Here is a 16,427-nt window from a genome sequence, read left to right as displayed (position 1 = left end):
GCGATCAACCCCTACTTGTGCCGCGCGTACTCGGCGATCTCGCCGAAGTCCAGGGCCACGCACTCCTCATCGCCGACCACCTCAGCGTCGTGGCCGGGCAGGATCGACGCCACCTCGCCAGGCGTGAGCTCCTGCTCGCTGCCATCGTTCATGTGGATACGCATGCGCCCCTGGAGCACGTACATCAGATGCGAAAACTCACAGGACTCCGTGCCCGCGATGGGTTTGACGTTGTTCGACCAGCGCCAGCCCGGTTCGAAGTGCCCACACTCCACCGTCTTGCCGGCCACGGTCACCATGTCGGCGTACCCCTTGCCCTCGAAGGGCCGCGTCTCGTCCGGCTTGTCGAAGGTCTTTACCTCGACGCTCACGACAACCACCCCCTTCTTCGGACCGTAACGCCTAGTCAGGCAGGGGTGTCAAGTCTTCGTCACCGAACCACTGCAGATCGTGTCCGCGAGGGCCGGGGGACAGACCGCTCAACCGGGCTGGAGTGGTCTCTTTCCCACTGATCTTGCCGCGCGTCCCTGGGGTGGCCCCCGCCCAGGCGCAGGTCAGGGCCCGCTGTCTGGGGAGGGCAGAGCACCGGGGCCGCGCCAACGTCGCCGCGGTGCCGCCGATCATGGAGAAGCTGCCCTGGTTTGATCTCAACTCGGGTCACCTTCTCCTTGATCGACGAGGTTGACAGACACGCCGATCACTGTTCGCTTCGGTGACCCCCTGTTAGCCCCCTCGTCGGGGAAGGCTGCAACAGGCCATCGCGTAGGCGGTACGGAATCTCTTGTCAGGTGTGTTTACGGAAGGTCAGCGGATAGGCGCATGACGGCAACCTGGCTGCCGTAGCCTACGGCGAGGTGGCCGTCTGGCAGCAGAGATAGCGCGTACACCTCCCCTGGCGTCTCGGTGTGGCCCACCTGCTCACTCGTCGTGGGGTCCCACAACCGCACCGTTTCGTCGTAACTGCCGGAGGCCAACAGCGTCCGCCCGCCCGGCAGCGACACCGCCGCCACCGAAACGACCCCGTCGGTGTGGCCGGTCAGCGGCGCACCCACCGGCTCACCAGTACCGGGATCCCACAGTTGCACCGTGCAGTCCAAACTGCCGGAGGCCAACAGCGTCCGCCCGTCCGGCAGCGACACCGCCGCCGCCGAAACGACCCAGTCGGTGTGGCCGGTCAGCGGCACACCCACCGGCTCACCGGTACCGGGATCCCACAACCGCACCGTGTGATCCTGGCTGCCGGAGGCCAGCAACGTCCGCCCATCCGGCAGCGGCACCGCCGCCACCGCCGCGACCCCGTGAGTGTGGCCGGTCAGCGGCACACCCACCGGCTCACCGGTACCGGGATCCCACAACCGCACCGTGTGATCCTGGCTGCCGGAGGCCAACAGCGTCCGCCCATCCGGCAGCGGAACCGTCGCCACCGAACGGACCCCGCCGGTGTGGCCGGCCAGCGGCGCACCCACCGGCTCACCATTGCCGGGATCCCACAACCGCACCGTGCCGTCCCGGCCGCTAGAGGCCAACAGCGTCCGCCCGTCCGGGAGCGGAACCGTCGCCACCGATCGGACCCCGCCGGTGTGGCCGGTCAGCGGCGCACCCACCGGCTTACCGGTACTGGGATTCCACAACCGCACCGTGCCGTCCCGGCTGCCGGAGGCCAACAGCATTGATCCGTCCGGCAGCGGCACCGCCGCCACCGAACGGACCCCGCCGGTGTGGCCGGTCAGCGGCGCACCCACCTGGTCATCGATGGTGGGGTCCCACAACCGCACCGTGCCGTCGCCGTCGCCGGAGGCCAGCAGCATCGACCCGTCCGGGAGCGACACCGCCGCCACCGAAACGACCCAGTCGGTGTGGCCGGTCAGCGGCATACCCACCGGTTCACCCGTGCAGGGATCCCACAACCGCACCGTGCCGTCGCCGCTGCCGGAGGCCAGCAGTTTCGACCCGCCCGGCAGCGGCACCGCCGCCACCGCTGCGACCCCGTTGGTGTGGCCGGTCAGCGGCATACCCACCGGTTCACCCGTGCTGGGATCCCACAACCGCACCGTGTGGTCTTGACTGCCGGAGGCCAGCAACGTCCGCCCATCCGGCAGCGATACCGCAACCACCGAACGGACCCAGTCGGTGTGGCCAGTCAGCGGCGCGCCCACCGACTCACCGGTGCCGGGATTCCACAGCCGCACCGTGCCGTCGTCGCTGCCGGAGGCCAACAGCGTCCGCCCGTCCGGCAGCGACACCGCCGCCACCGCTGCGAGCCCGTTGGTGTGTCCGGTCAGCGGCGCACCAACCGGCTCACCCGTGGCGGGATCCCACAACCGCACCGTTCCGTCGTCGCTGCCGGAGGCCAACAGCATCGACCCACCCGGCAACGACACCGCCGCCTTGACCCGGCCGGTGTCCAACGGCGCACCCACCGGCTCACCGGTACTGGGATCCCACAACCGCACCGTGCCGTCGTCGCTGCCGGAGGCCAGCAGCATCCGCCCATCCGGCAACGGCACCGCCGCCACCGCCGTAACCCAGTTGTGGTGGCCGGTCAGCGGCGCACCCACCGGCTTACCGGTGCTGGGATCCCACAACCGCACGGTGCGGTCCTGGCTGCCGGAGGCCAGCAGCATCGATCCGTCCGGCAGCGGCACCGCCGCCACCGAACGGACCCCGCCGGTGTGGCCGGTCAGTGGCGCACCCAACACCCACGGCACGGTGCTCCATACCGGATCGACCACCGACCCACCGCCCCAACCGGCCAACCACGCCCCAACATCAACCGCACCGAACCCCGACATCGCAATCCGCAACCGATCACCTTGCCCTGCAGCCGACAGCCCTGCCGTCGGCAGCCCCGCAGCTGACAGCACCGCCGCCCACACCCGACCCCGCTCACCAGCACTAGACAACGCCAGCAGCAACACCGCGGGATCTGCATCGGACAACAACCCCGGAGCGCCTACCAGCTCATCCAACCGGCCCGCCGCCGCAGCCAACTCCACCAACCGTCGCACCCCACCAGCCGGCACCGCCGACCACCCCAACAACGCCGCCGACAACAACTCACGCTCAAACACCGAAGCCACGCCATCCACCTCCCGCCACGTCCGCCCGAACACATACCAGACGCCTGCAAGCAGGCTGAAACAGAAGGGTGTGCCGATCCCCCTCTACGGACTGTAAAACGAACGGTGTCCCGGCAAGGTGCAGTTCAATGGCGGTGGGGGCATCCGGGAGTGTACGCACCGATTGACGCGCAGTTTGACGCTCAGTACGGCGTGGTAACGAGCAGGCTCACCCCCCCGTACGCGCGGCCTAGAAGGGCAGCCGAGACACTACGGGGTGTCTCGGCTGCCCTTTTCTTCGTTGGGCGCGATAACGGGGACACGTTCGCGGCCATCAGTCGATACAGAACTCGTTGCCCTCGATGTCCAGCATCGGGATGCACGAATCGTTGCCGTCGTACAGCGTTTGCACGTGTACCGCGCCGAGCGGGACCAACCGTGCGCATTCGGCCTCAAGTGCGGCGAGGCGCTCTTCACCCACGAGTCCGGTACCGACCCGCACATCGAGATGCACCCGGTTCTTGGCGGCCTTCCCCTCAGGGACGCGCTGGAAGTACAGTCGCGGGCCCACGCCTGAGGGATCGATGCAGGCGAACCGAGAATCCCGCTGCTCAGGTGGCTGCGAGCCCTTGAAGTCGTCCCAAGTGGCAAACCCCTCCGGCGGCGGCGGTACGACGTACCCCAACACCTCGCACCAGAAACGAGCGAGGCGCTCAGGTTCAGCGCAGTCGAAGGTGACTTGGAACTTCTTGATCGACGTCATCGACCCACCATATTGGCGCTTGGACACTATTTCGCTGCTCAGGGCATGTTCTGTGACACCCGTGATCATGCTGTCACGGCCGTCTTCCCTGATTAACCCACCTAGCGTGACACCAGCGACACCTACGCCCACGCGCTCCATGCATCGGCGATGATCTCGCTCAATGTCGAGTGCCGCGGCGTCCAGCCGAGATTGCGCGCGGCGAGCGTCACGTCGGCGACGAGGTGCTGAGCTTCCGGCTGCGGAGGGTTCCTCCGGACCGGCACTGCCCGGCCTGCTGTGGCCTCGGCGGCCTCGATGATCTCCGCGACGCTGACCCCGTGCCCGCTGGCGATGTTGTACGTCCGACTCTGCCCGGCGTGCGCCGCGCTGAGCGCGCTCAGGACGGCCGAGGCGGCATCCCGGACGTGGACGAAGTCGCGTACCGCCGATCCGGTGCCGTTGAGCGTCACGTACTCCAGTTGGCCAGTGATGGCCCGGAAGACGTTGGGGATGATTCGGGCGGTGTCCGTGTCGCCGAGGCCGTCGACCGCACCGGCGAGGTTGGGCGGTCTACCGCCAGCAGCTCGTTCCGGTGTTGGTGAGCGGGGCGGAGGTCATGAACCGGATGTTCGGGGTGCCGACCGGGGCGGTTGCGACCCCCCTAGACCCCCCCCGAACGGATCAAGGGCCGTTTCCGACTGGCGGAAACGGCCCTTGAGCTGTGGTGGGCGATACTGGGTTTGAACCAGTGACCTCTTCCGTGTCAACGCCATGATCGTCGCGCCTGACATGCCGAAACCCGTTGCGGCCTAAGGTTTCTAGGTCCGCGAGCGTGCGTCGGCGTACGTGGCTGTCCGCTTCGGTGACCCCCCTGTTAGCCCCCAGGGGGAAGGCTGCAAACAGGCCGTCACGTGGGCGGCACGGCGACCTTTGTCGGGTGTCTTTACGGAAGATCAGCGGAGAGGCGCATGACGGCGACGTGGTCGCCGTAGCCTACGGCGAGGTGGCCGTCTGGCAGCGGAGATAGCGCAAACACTCTTTCTGGCGTCTCAAAGTGGCCCACCCGCTCACTCGTCATGGGGTCCCACAACCGGACCGTGCAATCTAAGCCGGCGGAGGCCAGCAGCATGCGTCCGTCCGGCAGCGGCACCGCCGTCAAAGCCCGGAGCCAGGAGGTGTGGCCGGTCAGCGGCTCACCTACCGGCTCACCGGTGGCGGGGTCCCACAACCGCACCGTGCAATCCAGGCCGGCGGAGGCCAGCAGCGTCCGTCCGTCCGGCAGTGGCACTGCTGCCGCGGCCTGGACCATGGCGGTGTGGCCGGTCAGTGGCTTGCCTACCGGCTCGCCGCTGGTGGGGTCCCACAACCGGACCGTGCGGTCGCCGCTGCCGGAGGCCAGTAGTGTCCATCCGTCCGGCAGTGGCACCGCCGCCAACGCCGGGACGGAGCCGGCGTGGCCGGTCAGTGGCTCACCTACCGGCTCGCCGGTGGTGGGGTCCCACAACCGGACCATGTCGTCGTTGCTGCCGGAGGCCAGCAGTGTCCGCCCGTCCGGCAGTGGCACCGCCGCCATGGCCTGGACTTCGCCTGTGCCGGTCAGTGGCTTGCCTACCGGCTCACCGGTGGTGGGGTCCCAGAGCCGCACCGTGTGGTCGCTGCTGCCGGAGGCCAGTAGCGTCCGCCCGTCCGGTAGTGGCACCGCCGTCAACGCCTGGACACTGTTGGTGTGGCCGGTCAGCGGCGCACCTATCGGCTGACTGGTGGTGGGGTCCCACAGCCGCACCGTGTGGTCGTAGCTGCCGGAGGCCAGCAGTGTCCGTCCGTCCGGTAGTGACACCGCCGTCAACGCCGGGACGGAGCTGGCGTGGCCGGTCACTGGCTCACCTACCGGCTCACTGGTGGTCGGGTTCCACAGCCGCACCATGCCGTCATCGCTGCCGGAGGCCAGCAGCGTCCGTCCGTCCGGCAGAGACACGGCCGTCAGCGCCCCGACCCCCGCGGTGTGGCCGGTCAGCGGCTCACCTACCGGCTCACCGGTGGCGGGGTCCCACAACCGGACCGTGCAATCCAGGCTGGCCGAGGCCACTAGTGTCCGCCCGCCCGGCAGCGGCACTGCCGCTACGGCCTGGACCGAGACGGTGTGGCCGGTCAGCGGCTCACCTACCGGCTCGCCGGTGGTGGGGTCCCACAGCCGCACCGTCTGGTCCCGGCTGCCGGAGGCCAGCAGTGTCCGCCCGTTCGGCAGTGGCACTGCCGCTACAGCCTGGACTGTGGCGGTGTGGCCGATTAGCAGCTCACCTACCGGCTCGCTGGTGGTGGGGTCCCACAGCCGCACCGTCTGGTCCCGGCTGCCGGAGGCCAGCAGTGTTCGCCCGTCCGGTAGTGGCACCGCCGCCACTGTCAGGACGTTGTCGGTGTGGCCGGTCAGCGGCGCACCCACCGGCTCGCCGGTGGTGGGGTCCCACAGCCGCACCGTGTGGTCGTAGCTGCCGGAGGCCAGCAGCGTCCGCCCGTCCGGCAGCGGCACCGCCGTCAACGCCCCGATCCCCGCGGTGTGGCCGGTCAGCGGCGCACCCACCGGCTCGCCGGTGGTGGGGTCCCACAGCCGCACCGTGCCGTCGTAGCTGCCGGAGGCCAGCAGCGTCCGCCCGTTCGGCAGCGGCACCGCCGCCAACGCCGGGACGGAGCCGGTGTGGCCGGTTAGCGGCTTACTCGCCGGCTCACCGGTGGTGGGGTCCCACAATCGCACCGTGCCGTCATCGCTGCCGGAGGCCAGTAGCGTTTGCCTGTCCGGCAGCGGCACCGCCGCCACCGCCCGAACTTGGCCCATGCCTCTCAGCGGCGTACCCAACGCCGACGGCACGGTACTCCATACCGGTTCCATCACCGAGCCGACGCCCCAACCGGCCACCCGCGCCCCAGCATCAACCGTCCTGAACCCCGACATCGCCACCCGTAACCGATCACCCTGGCCGGCAACCGACACCCCAGCCGCTGGCAGCCTCGCAGCTGCCAGCACCGCTGCCCAGATCCGACCCTGCTCACCAGCGCCGTGCAACGCCAGCAGCAACACCGCGGGATCCACATCCGACAACAACCCCGGAGCCGCGACCAGCTCATCCAACCGGCCAGCCGCCGCGGCCAACCCCACCAACCGCCGCACCTCATCGGCTGGCATCGCCGACCACCCCACCAACGCGGCCAACAACAACTCACGCTCAAACTCCGGAGCCGCGCCATCCACTGTCACAACTCCCTACGCCACCAAGATCGTCTGAGCCCCTACCAGAGGCTGCGAGCAGGCTGGAACAGGGGGGGTGGGCCGATTCTCCTCTGTTCCAGCCGGTTCTCGATCGACGGGCCCTCAGGGACAGAGGTGATCAAGGTGTCCCCGGCAAACGTTCGGTTCAACGACGGTTGAGGGACGCCGGGGACAGCAGGGACAGCTACGCCCAGGCACTCCATGCGTCAGCGATGATCTCGTTCAGTGACGAGTGACGCGGTATCCAGCTGAGGTCGCGTGCGGCGAGTGTGACGTCGGCGACGAGGTGCTGAACTTGCGGCTGCGGAGGGTTCCTCCGTAACCGGCACCGTCCGGCCAGCCGTCGCCTCGGCGGCCTCTTCCGTGTCAACTGCCCGCTCGTCCCGAGCTGCCCGGCGTCGCCCCCGAGTTGGAGGCGCCCCTTCGCGGACCCGCTGCGTTGCCGCACCGCGGTGTTTGTCCGTTCCAGGTATGTCGCTACTCCCACGTCGCTGCCGCTGGCGCACTCACCGCTGCGCCCAGTCCTGACACAAAGCGCGGAGGCGGTGGACAGGTTCTTCGCGGCGCCCGCCGGGTGGGGGCAATAGCTAGACCCCCTGAACGGGTCAAGGGCCGTTTCCGATCATCGAAAACGGCCCTTGACCTGCGGTGGGCGATACTGGGTTTGAACCAGTGACCTCTTCCGTGTCAAGGAAGCGCGCTCCCACTGCGCCAATCGCCCTAGAGGTGCCACATTATGGTATGGCGACTCCGAGGTGGGAACGGGATTTGAACCCGTGTACACGGCTTTGCAGGCCGTTGCCTCGCCTCTCGGCCACCCCACCGTGGTGACTATCCCGAGCGGACGACGGGATTCGAACCCGCGACCCTCACCTTGGCAAGGTGATGCGCTACCAGCTGCGCTACGTCCGCACCGCCCGTTCGTACCGGGCGACGGTTGGAAACTTTAGCCGACCGTCACCCCCCATGCCAAACCGGTATCCCGCTTCGGCGCGTCGAGGGGGTCCTACCTGCGGATTCAGGATGCCGGGGACGGGGACAGGGCGGCGCAGGAGCGCAACCCGGAGTACCGCTGGGCGAGCTTGGTGGCGGCGGGGCCGGTCAGCAGGGCGGGCTGGCCGGTGTTGGAGACGACCGCGGGCAGGAACTGGGTCGCCGTGACCACGCGGGCGCGCACCGTCAGGCGAAGGATGCCGGTTTCCGTGCTCTTCGACGTGCCGTACCACAGGAAATTGCCCATCCCGTAGGCCACGAACGTGCGGCCCAGCCAGCCGGAGCCCTGCAGGGTGTGTGCGTGGGCGCCGATGATGAGGTCGGCGCCGGCCCTCGACAGGTGGGCGGCGAAGGTCTTCTGCTCGCCGGTGGGGCAGCTGTTGGCCTCCTCGCCCCAGTGGTTGAAGACGATCACCAGGTCGGCTCGGGGGCGGGCGGCGGTCACGGCGGCGATGGCGCGGTCTGTGTCGAAGGCCATGGCGATGCCGGGCCTGTCCGGGCCGGGGGCCCAGGTCGAGGCGAGCTCGTGGACCTGGCTGAAGCCGAGCAGGGCGATCTTGACACCCTTCACGGTGGTGTACCACGGGGCGTACGCGTCGTCCGTGTTGCGCCCGGCGCCCACGTACGGGTAGCCGGCCGCGTGCAGAGCGTCCAGCGTGTCCAGCAGGCCCACCCGGCCGTAGTCCAGGGTGTGGTTGTTCGCGATCGTCACCGCGTCGATCCCGGCCGCCTTCAGTGCGTCGATCGCCTTCGGCTCGGTGCGGAAGTGGTACGTCTTGGGCTCCGGCGTGCCGCGCGACGTGATCGCCGTCTCGAGGTTGACCACGGTGAGGTCGGCGTCGGACAGCGCGCTCGCGATCGGGCCGAAGGCGGTCGCCGGGTTCTTCAGCAGCGCGGCGGTGCGGTCCATGAAGTGCACGTCGCCGGCGAAGGCGAGGCGCAGCTCGGCCGGGGGCGGGCTCGCGGCCGGCGCGGTCGTGGGCACCGGCGTGGGCGTGGGCGTCGCGGCGGGAGCCGGCGCCGCGCTGCAGCCCGCGAGCAGCAGCGTCGTCGCGAGCGCGCGCACCCTCACCAGCATCACGCTAACGGGTGAGGGGCCCCGCCAGAAGTGCCCGCCGCGAATGCGCTACAGTTCTTCTGCACGCGGACGTAGCGCAGCTGGTAGCGCATCACCTTGCCAAGGTGAGGGTCGCGGGTTCGAATCCCGTCGTCCGCTCTTTCAATCGAGTCATTTCGTAGTCGTACGGCGGGAATTGACCGCTTCGACACTCCCACGACGTCACCGGTGGCCGCGCCGAGATGGGAAACGCCGCCGACGCCAAGGGCGAGGCTGCCGCGGTACCGCGTGAGATCGGTGAACCAGGCCGGCGCCGCGAGCAGATCGGCGCGCGAGATGGCAGACGTACGGGCGTGCTCGAAATGCGCCGAGAAGCTCGCCGGCCCATGCTGGCCGCCCGCGTTTCCCGGCGGCGGTATCCAGCGGCAAGGAACCGGCCGCGAGTGCGGCCCGGCGGTGGCCAGAACGAGGCGTGTGGTCCACATTCCCTGACGTTCCCGGATCACCGCGAGCCCGCGCAGACGAAATCGCTAAAGCTGCTCCACATGGATGTCGAGCTGCCCGGATTGGGCCTCCTCGACCCGGTACCCGAGTTCACGCAACGTTTCTGAAAGCTTTACCGGCGTCCGCGGCCGCGCCCCGCTCTCCAGCAGCGCCCGCACGATGCGCCCCTTGGTCGCCTTGTTGAAGTGGCTGACCACCTTCCCGCCGTGCAGCACCCGCACGCTCTGCCCGTTGCGCGGCGTCCACATCCCGGCGTACGCCGACGAGCGCAGGTCCAGCACCAGGTCGTCCCCGGCCACCTCGTCGAGCACCGGCCCCAGCGCCCGCCGCCAGTGCTGCGTCAACGCCCCGGCCGCCGGCAGCCGCACCCCGATGGAGCACCGGTACGGCGGAATGCGGTCGCCGACCCCCACGACCCCCCAGAGCCCCGAGAAGATGAGCAGCTGCCTGCCGGCCCGCCGCCGTGCCGCCGCGTCGAGTGTGGCCAGCCCGAGCGCGTCGTAGAGCACCCCGGTGTACACCTTCCCGGCCGGCGCGGTGGCGGCACGCTCCAGCCGCGCGTTCCGCTCGACCTCCGCCGTCTGCCCGCCCGTGAGCCCGAGCGTGGCCAGCGCGCTCTCGGGCTCGGCGCTGAGCTTCACGAGCTCGTCGAGCACCGCCCGCCGCGCGTCGTTGAGCCGCGGCAGCGAGAGGCCCTGGAGATCGAGCGGCTTCCCGCGCCGCGGCGCATCGGCCTTGCCTTCGGACGGCGGCAGAAGAATGAGCACCGCCAGACGCTACCGGTCGGCACCGGCCCGTTCACGGGCACGGTGCAGCCCAGCGACGGTGCTGTCATCCTGCAGGGTCAGAGCCAGCCCTCGCGGGCGGCCAGCAGGCCGGCCTCGAATCGGCTCCGCGCGTTCAGGCGCTCCATCAGGTCCGCCATCATGCGGCGGCACGTGCGCTCCGAGACGCCGAGCCGCTTGGCCGCCGACTCGTCGGTGTGGCCCTGGCCGAGCAGGTTGAGCAGCTCGCGCTCCTGCGCGGTGACCCCCTGACGGTCGCGGGCCTTGCTGGCGCCCAGCGGTACCGCGGTGCTCCACACCTGCTCGAACAGCGCCACGAGTGAGGCGACGACCCCGCGGCCGGTCAGCACAAGGATGCCGGCCGCCGTGTCGGTCGGGTCGACCGGCACGATGGCCGTGCTCCGGTCGGAGATGAGCATCCGGGGCGGCAGCAGCGGCGCCGTGCGGACCTCGGCGCCGGCGTCGGTCAGGGACTGCGCGTAGGCCAGGGTGGGCCGGTCGTTGCGCGCGGAGTCCTGCATCGCGGTGCGGATGGTGACGCTGCGCGACAGCAGCTCCGCGTTGTTGCGCAGGCCGGCCTCGATGGTGTGCACCGACTGCACGCCGGGCGTGATGCTCAGCGCCTCGACGCGGGTGTTGTCGGCCAGCTCCTCCAGGCGGCCCAGGACGGCATCGATGCCGACCACCCGATCGACGTCGGTCGGCGCCGCGCTCGTCGACCGGTCGGCGAACTCCGCGACCATCGTGGCCATGGCGGCCTGGCTGTCGGCGATCTGCTGCTTGCGCCGCTCGAGGTCCGCCTGCTGCCGGGCCAGCAGCGACTGGAGGCCGACTCGGGGGTTCACCGGCAGGAACCGGCCCTCCTGCTCGACCGACTTGCGGAGTAGCGACAGCTCGAACAGTTCGTCGAGCGCGGTCCGGATCTGGTCGGGTCCCGTATCGAGCGCCTCGGCAAGCTCGGCGACGCCCCAGTCCGGGTGGCCGAGCATCAAGCGGTAGACGCCCTCGGCGCTCGCGTCGAGCCCCAGGTATTCCAGCATGCTTATCTCCCCGTGATAGACGATCATCATCCCGTCCCCGCTCGCCCCGAAGCAACGGGCCCCCATGTCGCGCAGCGACCGTCAAATCGGGACATCCGGCTCCATTCGCCCGGCCGGTAGCGGACACTTCCGGCCGGGCCGGAACCGTCCAGTTGCCAAGCCTTCCGCCCGGCCCGGCGGTGCGGAAAAGTATTCATCACCGGCGGGGAGGACCCCGAAGGAAGCGAAAGAAAGAAATCAAACAAACCTCTCGAACAAAGGTGGAGTCATGTCTATTTCGGTGTCGAAGATTGGAATTCCCGTCGCGATCCTGGCGGCTCTCTTTGCATTCTTCGCTCTCGCGACGACGCACTCCGGGCCGGCCGGTAACCCGATTCCGGCGCACGCCGGCGGCTCACCCGCCCCGTCCCTGTCCCCTTCCCCGTCCCAGTCCCCGGCCACGACCGACGGCTGGACCTGGGGGTAGGCGATGCACTGGGTCAACCTGGCGATCGCGCCCGGCCTCGAGGCGCGGCTGCGGTCGCTGACATCGGCCCGGGCCGTCGAACTCCTGCGGCGCACCGCGGTGGACGGCGACCAGCTGGAACACATCAGCGCCCGCGCCGGGCCCGACCGGCTGCACGTCGGGCTGTTCTTCCGCACACCCAGCGGCAACGCCCGCGATTTCTGTCGCCGGGCGCTGGCCACCCAACCGGAACTCGCCGGTTGGCACGTGGTCGATTGACATAAACGTCAACCCCTTCGGCAACGGCTGGCACTTCGCGTAGACAGACCCACATCGACTGCCGGAAGCTGCACCTGGCCCCGGCGGTCGTCGTATGTCGCTGTCCGGCTGCTCTACAGTGTCAGCCGTCCTGGCGCGGGCAGACGGCCGTGAACACTTGGCGGTCGAGCTGCTTGCCGTCCTTGCCCTTGACGACGTAAGCAGGCAGGTCGGCCTCTGCCGTCGTCGCCGTCACCGGCGAGCCGTCGCGGATGGCCCAGAACAGGACCACGCTGCGGTCCATCGACCAGCCGGCGATACTCGCGTCGGTTTGAGTTCCGCCGTGCTCGACCGACACGCCGCCGACGTTGCCCTTGGCGACGCCGACGTCGACCAGGCGGCCGTCCTTCGCGACGATCTGCACGATGTGTTGCAGGCTCGGCCCGAGCTTGCACGGTCCCCACGAGGCGCCGCCGCCGTCCGGCTGCTGTCGAATCGCCGCGGTCTTCGTGTCCCGCCAGACCGTGAGCACGGATGTGGAGCCGGTCAACGCCAGCACCAGTTCCTCGCGGCCGACGACCAGGCCCGTCTCGATGATGTCGCCGGCCGGCCGAGCGCTGGCATTCGGCCATGCGGACGAAGTGGCGTCATGCCTCGGCCCGCGGGGCGGCGCCGAGGTGCCTTGTGCGCAGCCGGCCGCGAGGACGAGCGTGACGGCCACGGTCCCGCCCCACAGCCGGACAGTACGTCTCATCTACTGCCCCCCCGATAGTGCAGCGTCAATGCAAGAATCGCATCGCCGCCGCAATGGCGCCAGGGGTCATCTCGCTGGCGTTTGCGCCGGCGAGATGACCCCGTTGATCAGCACTTCCGTGGTGACCAAACCCGCGACACGGGGGTGTTCTGGTTATTTCAGCAGGGGAACGCGCCGCTGTAGAGGGCGTGGCCGTACGAGGACTTGCCGGAGCCGAAGCCCCAGATGCCATCGTCGGACCACACCGCCTCGCGCGAGCCGTTGACGCACGTCGAGGTCGGGGCGATCGCGAAGCCCTCGAGATTGTCGACCGGCATCACGGCCGGGTTCGTGTAGGTCACGTCCGCAACGATCGCGCCGCCGGCGTTCACCTTCATGAAGGTGTGCGTCTCGCCGCAGGTGTTGTCGCACGTCGCGACGATGCGCTGCGTGCCGGCATCGAACATGACGTCCATGACCGAGGCCTTGCCGGTGGGGATGGCGCCGAAGGTCGTGAACGTGCCGTCCGAGTTGAGGCCGTAGATGTGCAGCGTGCCGTCCCACTCGAGGCCGGCGAAGAAGAGACCCGACCCGTGCAGCGGGTAGTTCGACGGGTTGTAGGCCGCCCCGGTCAGCGGGTCGATCCAGCTGTTGGCGGTCAGCCAGCTGTCCGGCACGTAGGCCACGCCCTCGAAGCCGAGGTTGGCGTCGTCCTTGTTGCCGGTGTTGAGCTGCGGGAACTGCGAGGTCATGTCCCACTGGCGCAGCGGGGTGAGCGTCGAGCCGGTCGCGGCCGGGTCGAACTCCATGATCGTGTCCTTGGGGGCCGTGTTGTGGTTGTTGTCGCGCTCGGAGGTGACGTAGATGTGGCCGTTGCCGCCGATCGTCAGCCCCTCCGAGTCCGGCAGGCCGGAGCCGCCGGCGAAGCGGATCTGCTTGCCGGTCGCGCTCCAGGACGGGTCCGGGATCCACGTACTGCCGCTCTTGACCAGCTTGAACAGCCAGTTCTTGTTCTTCACCGCCCACAGCGTCGACGGGTTCGACGGGTCGAACACCAGGCCGCTCACATCACGGCCCTCGGGCCCCGTGGAGGTGGTGAAGGCGCAGACGTTGTCGGCGATGGTGACATCCAGCCCACCGGGCCACGGCAGGGTGCCGGCCGGGGTCGAACCCGTGCCCGTCGGCGCCTCCGGGGTGCAGCCGCTCGTCAGCGCACCGCCGCCGCCCAGCAACTGGCCGGTCGGCGGCTTCGTCGAGGTTGGCGTCGGGCTCGGCGAGCCGCCCGAGCACGAGTTCGCGCCGCCGAGCGTCGCGGTGGTGGCCGTCTGGAACCAGCCGGTGCCGTTGGCGCACCGTTCGGCCGACGGCTTGGCCCCGCCGAGCGCCCAGGTCACCGAGTCGATCGTGTTGCCGCTGCCGTCGATGAGGAACAGCGAGTCGTTGTCGCCGAGGCCGAGACCGGAGTTGAACGTCACGTACCCGCCGGCGGGGATGGTGGTGGCGCTCGGCGTCGACGACGAGATCGAGGTCGTGGCGTGGGAGGTGTCGCCGTCGACGTACTTCCACGTGCCGATGCTGACCGCGCTCGTGCCGCCGTTGTACAGCTCGACGGTGTCGGCGCCGTCCGAGGTCACCTCGTTGATCCGCACCTTGCTCGCGGCCGGGATCGTCGCCGGGCACCCGGAAGCGTTCGCGGCGCCGAACGTCGTCGCGGTCGTGGTGGTCACCCACGCGCCGGTGCCGTCCCCGCCGCAGCGGGCCATCGCCGGCTTGGCCTTGTTCGTGGCCCACTCGACGCGGTCGACCACCGTGCCGTCCGCCGTGTAGATCACCACCTTGTCCGAGTCACCGAGACCCTTGGGGGAGTTGAACGTGACGAAGCCACCCGCGGGGATCGTGGTCGAGGACGGGCTGAACGACTGCGGCGAGAAGCTGTCGTCCGACATCTTCCAGCCGCTGATGCTGACCGGCGTCGATCCCGCGTTGTACAGCTCGACCGTGTCGTTGCCGCTCGACGTGACTTCGTTGATGCGAACGTTCTGGTAGCCACCCGGGTCGGCGGCGGCCGCGGGCTGCGCGGTAGCGAACGCGACGACACCGACGCCGACGGTCAGCAGGCCGGCGCAGGCTAGGGCGATGCGGGCAGGGGTGTGATGTGACGGCATGGGGCAGACGTTGCTGAGCAGACCTTGAGACAACGTGGATCCCATCTGAATCTCAGATGCTGTGCGGCAGAACGCCAGGTACCGCATCCCCGGGGGCTGGTCGCCCGCCGCCACGCCCGTGCTGTGTGATCCTTCTCCACGTGCATCTATGGACGGGGAACTTCACGCGGTACTTCATCGCACGGGCGGTTTCGGTGTTCGGCGACGCGATGCTCGTCGTCGCCTCGGCGCTGGCGGTCGGGCAGGTGTACGGGGCGACCGGGGTCGGACTGGTGCTCGCCGCCTGGACGCTGCCGTTCCTCGGCTGCATTCTCTTCGGCGGGGTGTTCGCCGACCGGATCGGGGCGCGGCCGCTGATGCTCGGGGCCGACCTGGTCCGGGTGGTCGCGCAGGGCGTTCTGGCCGTGGCGTTCTTCGCCGGTACGCCGGGACTGTGGCTCCTGCTCGTCTGTTCCGCGGTGAGCGGCTGCGCGGCGGCGATGTTCCAGCCCGGGGTCAACGGCATCGTGCCACTGGTGGCCGAGGACCGCCACCGGGCCAACGCGGTCATCAAGGTGGCCGGCAGCGTGGCGCAGCTGCTCGGGCCGGCCACCGCCGGGGTGGTGTTCGGGCTGGCCGGGGCCGGGCCCGTGTACGCCGTGGACGCGGCCACCTTCGCGGTGAGCGCGATCTGCCTGGCGGGGCTACGGCTCGGGCGGATCAGCGCCGGTGACTCGTCGCCGCTGCGCGATCTGGTCGAGGGCTGGCGCGGGTTCCGGGAGCGGACGTGGATCTGGAGCGTGATCCTGGTCTGGGTGGTGTACGGCATCACGCTCTTCGGCCCGCTCGTCCCGCTCGGCGCCGTGCTGATCAGCGGGCGGCTGGGCCCCCTGGCGTACGGCTGGACGGAATCGGCGCTGGGGGTCGGCACCGTGGTCGGCGGGCTCGCCGCGCTGCGGGTCCGGCCGGGGCGGCCGCTCGTCGCCGGGGCGGTCGCGATGTTCGGCTACGGGCTGCTGCCGCTGGCGATCGCCGTGCACGCCGGGCTGCCGGCGCTGCTGGGCGCGGCCACGGTGAACGGCGCGGCCTGGGCGTTCTGGTCGGTGATGTGGCAGACCAGCGTGCAGACCCACGTGCCGGCGGGGATGCTCAACCGGATCACCTCCTACGAGGTCTTCGGCTCCGACGGCAGCCTCCCGCTCGGCCAGGCCCTCGCCGGGCCGGTCGCCGGGCTGGTCGGTGCGGAGCTGGTGCTGGGGACCTCGGCCGCGGTGAGCGTGCTCGGCTGCGTGACGTTGCTGATCATCCCGGCCGTGCGCCAGCTGCGACAGGCGGCACCCACGCCACCGGCGGGGTGAGCAACGCCCAGCGCCGGCGCCGTGCCCGGCGGGGTGTGGCGCAC

The 16,427-nt window shown here is 69.9% G+C and carries 11 protein-coding genes, 4 tRNA genes and 1 pseudogene; 3 read left to right on the top strand and 13 right to left on the bottom strand.

Features of this window, described 5'->3' with window-relative positions; translation table 11 throughout:
• Window positions 1–11: 11 nt before the first annotated feature.
• The 9 genes and pseudogenes from AB0M46_RS07315 to AB0M46_RS07275 form a co-directional block, all read right to left on the bottom strand.
• Window positions 12–371, bottom strand: a complete 360-nt coding sequence (locus tag AB0M46_RS07315; RefSeq protein WP_363333450.1) for a cupin domain-containing protein — start codon at window positions 369–371, stop codon at window positions 12–14.
• A gap of 423 nt (window positions 372–794) precedes the next feature.
• On the bottom strand, window positions 795–3,080 hold the full coding sequence (locus AB0M46_RS07310; protein WP_363333449.1) for a hypothetical protein: 2,286 nt from the start codon (window positions 3,078–3,080) through the stop codon (window positions 795–797).
• 313 nt (window positions 3,081–3,393) lie between these two features.
• Window positions 3,394–3,822, bottom strand: coding sequence for a VOC family protein (locus AB0M46_RS07305; RefSeq protein ID WP_363333448.1), 429 nt, complete (start codon window positions 3,820–3,822; stop codon window positions 3,394–3,396).
• Between the two features lie 122 nt (window positions 3,823–3,944).
• Window positions 3,945–4,376 (bottom strand): annotated as a pseudogene (locus AB0M46_RS07300) (NAD-dependent epimerase/dehydratase family protein); the annotation flags it as partial.
• Between the two features lie 371 nt (window positions 4,377–4,747).
• Window positions 4,748–7,048 (bottom strand): WD40 repeat domain-containing protein, encoded by a 2,301-nt coding sequence (locus AB0M46_RS07295; RefSeq protein ID WP_363333447.1) that lies wholly within the window; start codon window positions 7,046–7,048, stop codon window positions 4,748–4,750.
• A 667-nt stretch (window positions 7,049–7,715) separates the two neighbouring features.
• Window positions 7,716–7,787 (bottom strand) — tRNA-Val (locus AB0M46_RS07290).
• A 32-nt stretch (window positions 7,788–7,819) separates the two neighbouring features.
• A tRNA-Cys gene (locus AB0M46_RS07285) sits at window positions 7,820–7,890 on the bottom strand.
• 15 nt (window positions 7,891–7,905) lie between these two features.
• A tRNA-Gly gene (locus AB0M46_RS07280) sits at window positions 7,906–7,978 on the bottom strand.
• A 106-nt stretch (window positions 7,979–8,084) separates the two neighbouring features.
• Window positions 8,085–9,131: a CapA family protein gene (locus AB0M46_RS07275; RefSeq protein ID WP_363333446.1), complete on the bottom strand. Its 1,047-nt coding sequence runs from the start codon at window positions 9,129–9,131 to the stop codon at window positions 8,085–8,087.
• Between the two features lie 71 nt (window positions 9,132–9,202).
• On the opposite strand from AB0M46_RS07275, the gene AB0M46_RS07270 reads away from it, so the two are divergent.
• Window positions 9,203–9,275 (top strand) — tRNA-Gly (locus AB0M46_RS07270).
• Window positions 9,276–9,646: 371 nt separating this feature from the next.
• On the opposite strand, the gene yaaA is transcribed toward AB0M46_RS07270, so the two are convergent.
• A complete protein-coding gene (yaaA, locus tag AB0M46_RS07265; RefSeq protein ID WP_363333445.1) occupies window positions 9,647–10,387 on the bottom strand; it encodes a peroxide stress protein YaaA in 741 nt (246 codons plus the stop codon).
• Between the two features lie 77 nt (window positions 10,388–10,464).
• A complete protein-coding gene (locus AB0M46_RS07260; protein ID WP_363333444.1) occupies window positions 10,465–11,445 on the bottom strand; it encodes a helix-turn-helix transcriptional regulator in 981 nt (326 codons plus the stop codon).
• Window positions 11,446–11,914: 469 nt separating this feature from the next.
• On the opposite strand from AB0M46_RS07260, the gene AB0M46_RS07255 reads away from it, so the two are divergent.
• Entirely contained in the window at window positions 11,915–12,169 is a 255-nt protein-coding gene (locus AB0M46_RS07255) for a hypothetical protein (protein WP_363333443.1), read from the top strand.
• A 121-nt stretch (window positions 12,170–12,290) separates the two neighbouring features.
• Here AB0M46_RS07255 and AB0M46_RS07250 read toward each other — a convergent pair whose 3' ends face one another.
• Both AB0M46_RS07250 and AB0M46_RS07245 read right to left on the bottom strand, forming a co-directional pair.
• Complete coding sequence (locus AB0M46_RS07250) at window positions 12,291–12,902, bottom strand: hypothetical protein (protein WP_363333442.1); 612 nt, start codon at window positions 12,900–12,902, stop codon at window positions 12,291–12,293.
• A 158-nt stretch (window positions 12,903–13,060) separates the two neighbouring features.
• A complete protein-coding gene (locus tag AB0M46_RS07245; protein WP_363333441.1) occupies window positions 13,061–15,046 on the bottom strand; it encodes a lamin tail domain-containing protein in 1,986 nt (661 codons plus the stop codon).
• A gap of 140 nt (window positions 15,047–15,186) precedes the next feature.
• Here AB0M46_RS07245 and AB0M46_RS07240 point away from each other — a divergent pair, with 140 nt between their 5' ends.
• On the top strand, window positions 15,187–16,383 hold the full coding sequence (locus AB0M46_RS07240) for an MFS transporter (RefSeq protein WP_363333440.1): 1,197 nt from the start codon (window positions 15,187–15,189) through the stop codon (window positions 16,381–16,383).
• Window positions 16,384–16,427 lie beyond the last annotated feature (44 nt).

The sequence above is a fragment of the Dactylosporangium sp. NPDC051485 genome (assembly GCF_040682015.1).
Taxonomy (GTDB): Bacteria; Actinomycetota; Actinomycetes; order Mycobacteriales; family Micromonosporaceae; genus Dactylosporangium.
Note: the sequence above shows the minus strand (reverse complement) of the source record. Positions and strands in the feature narration are given on the sequence as shown.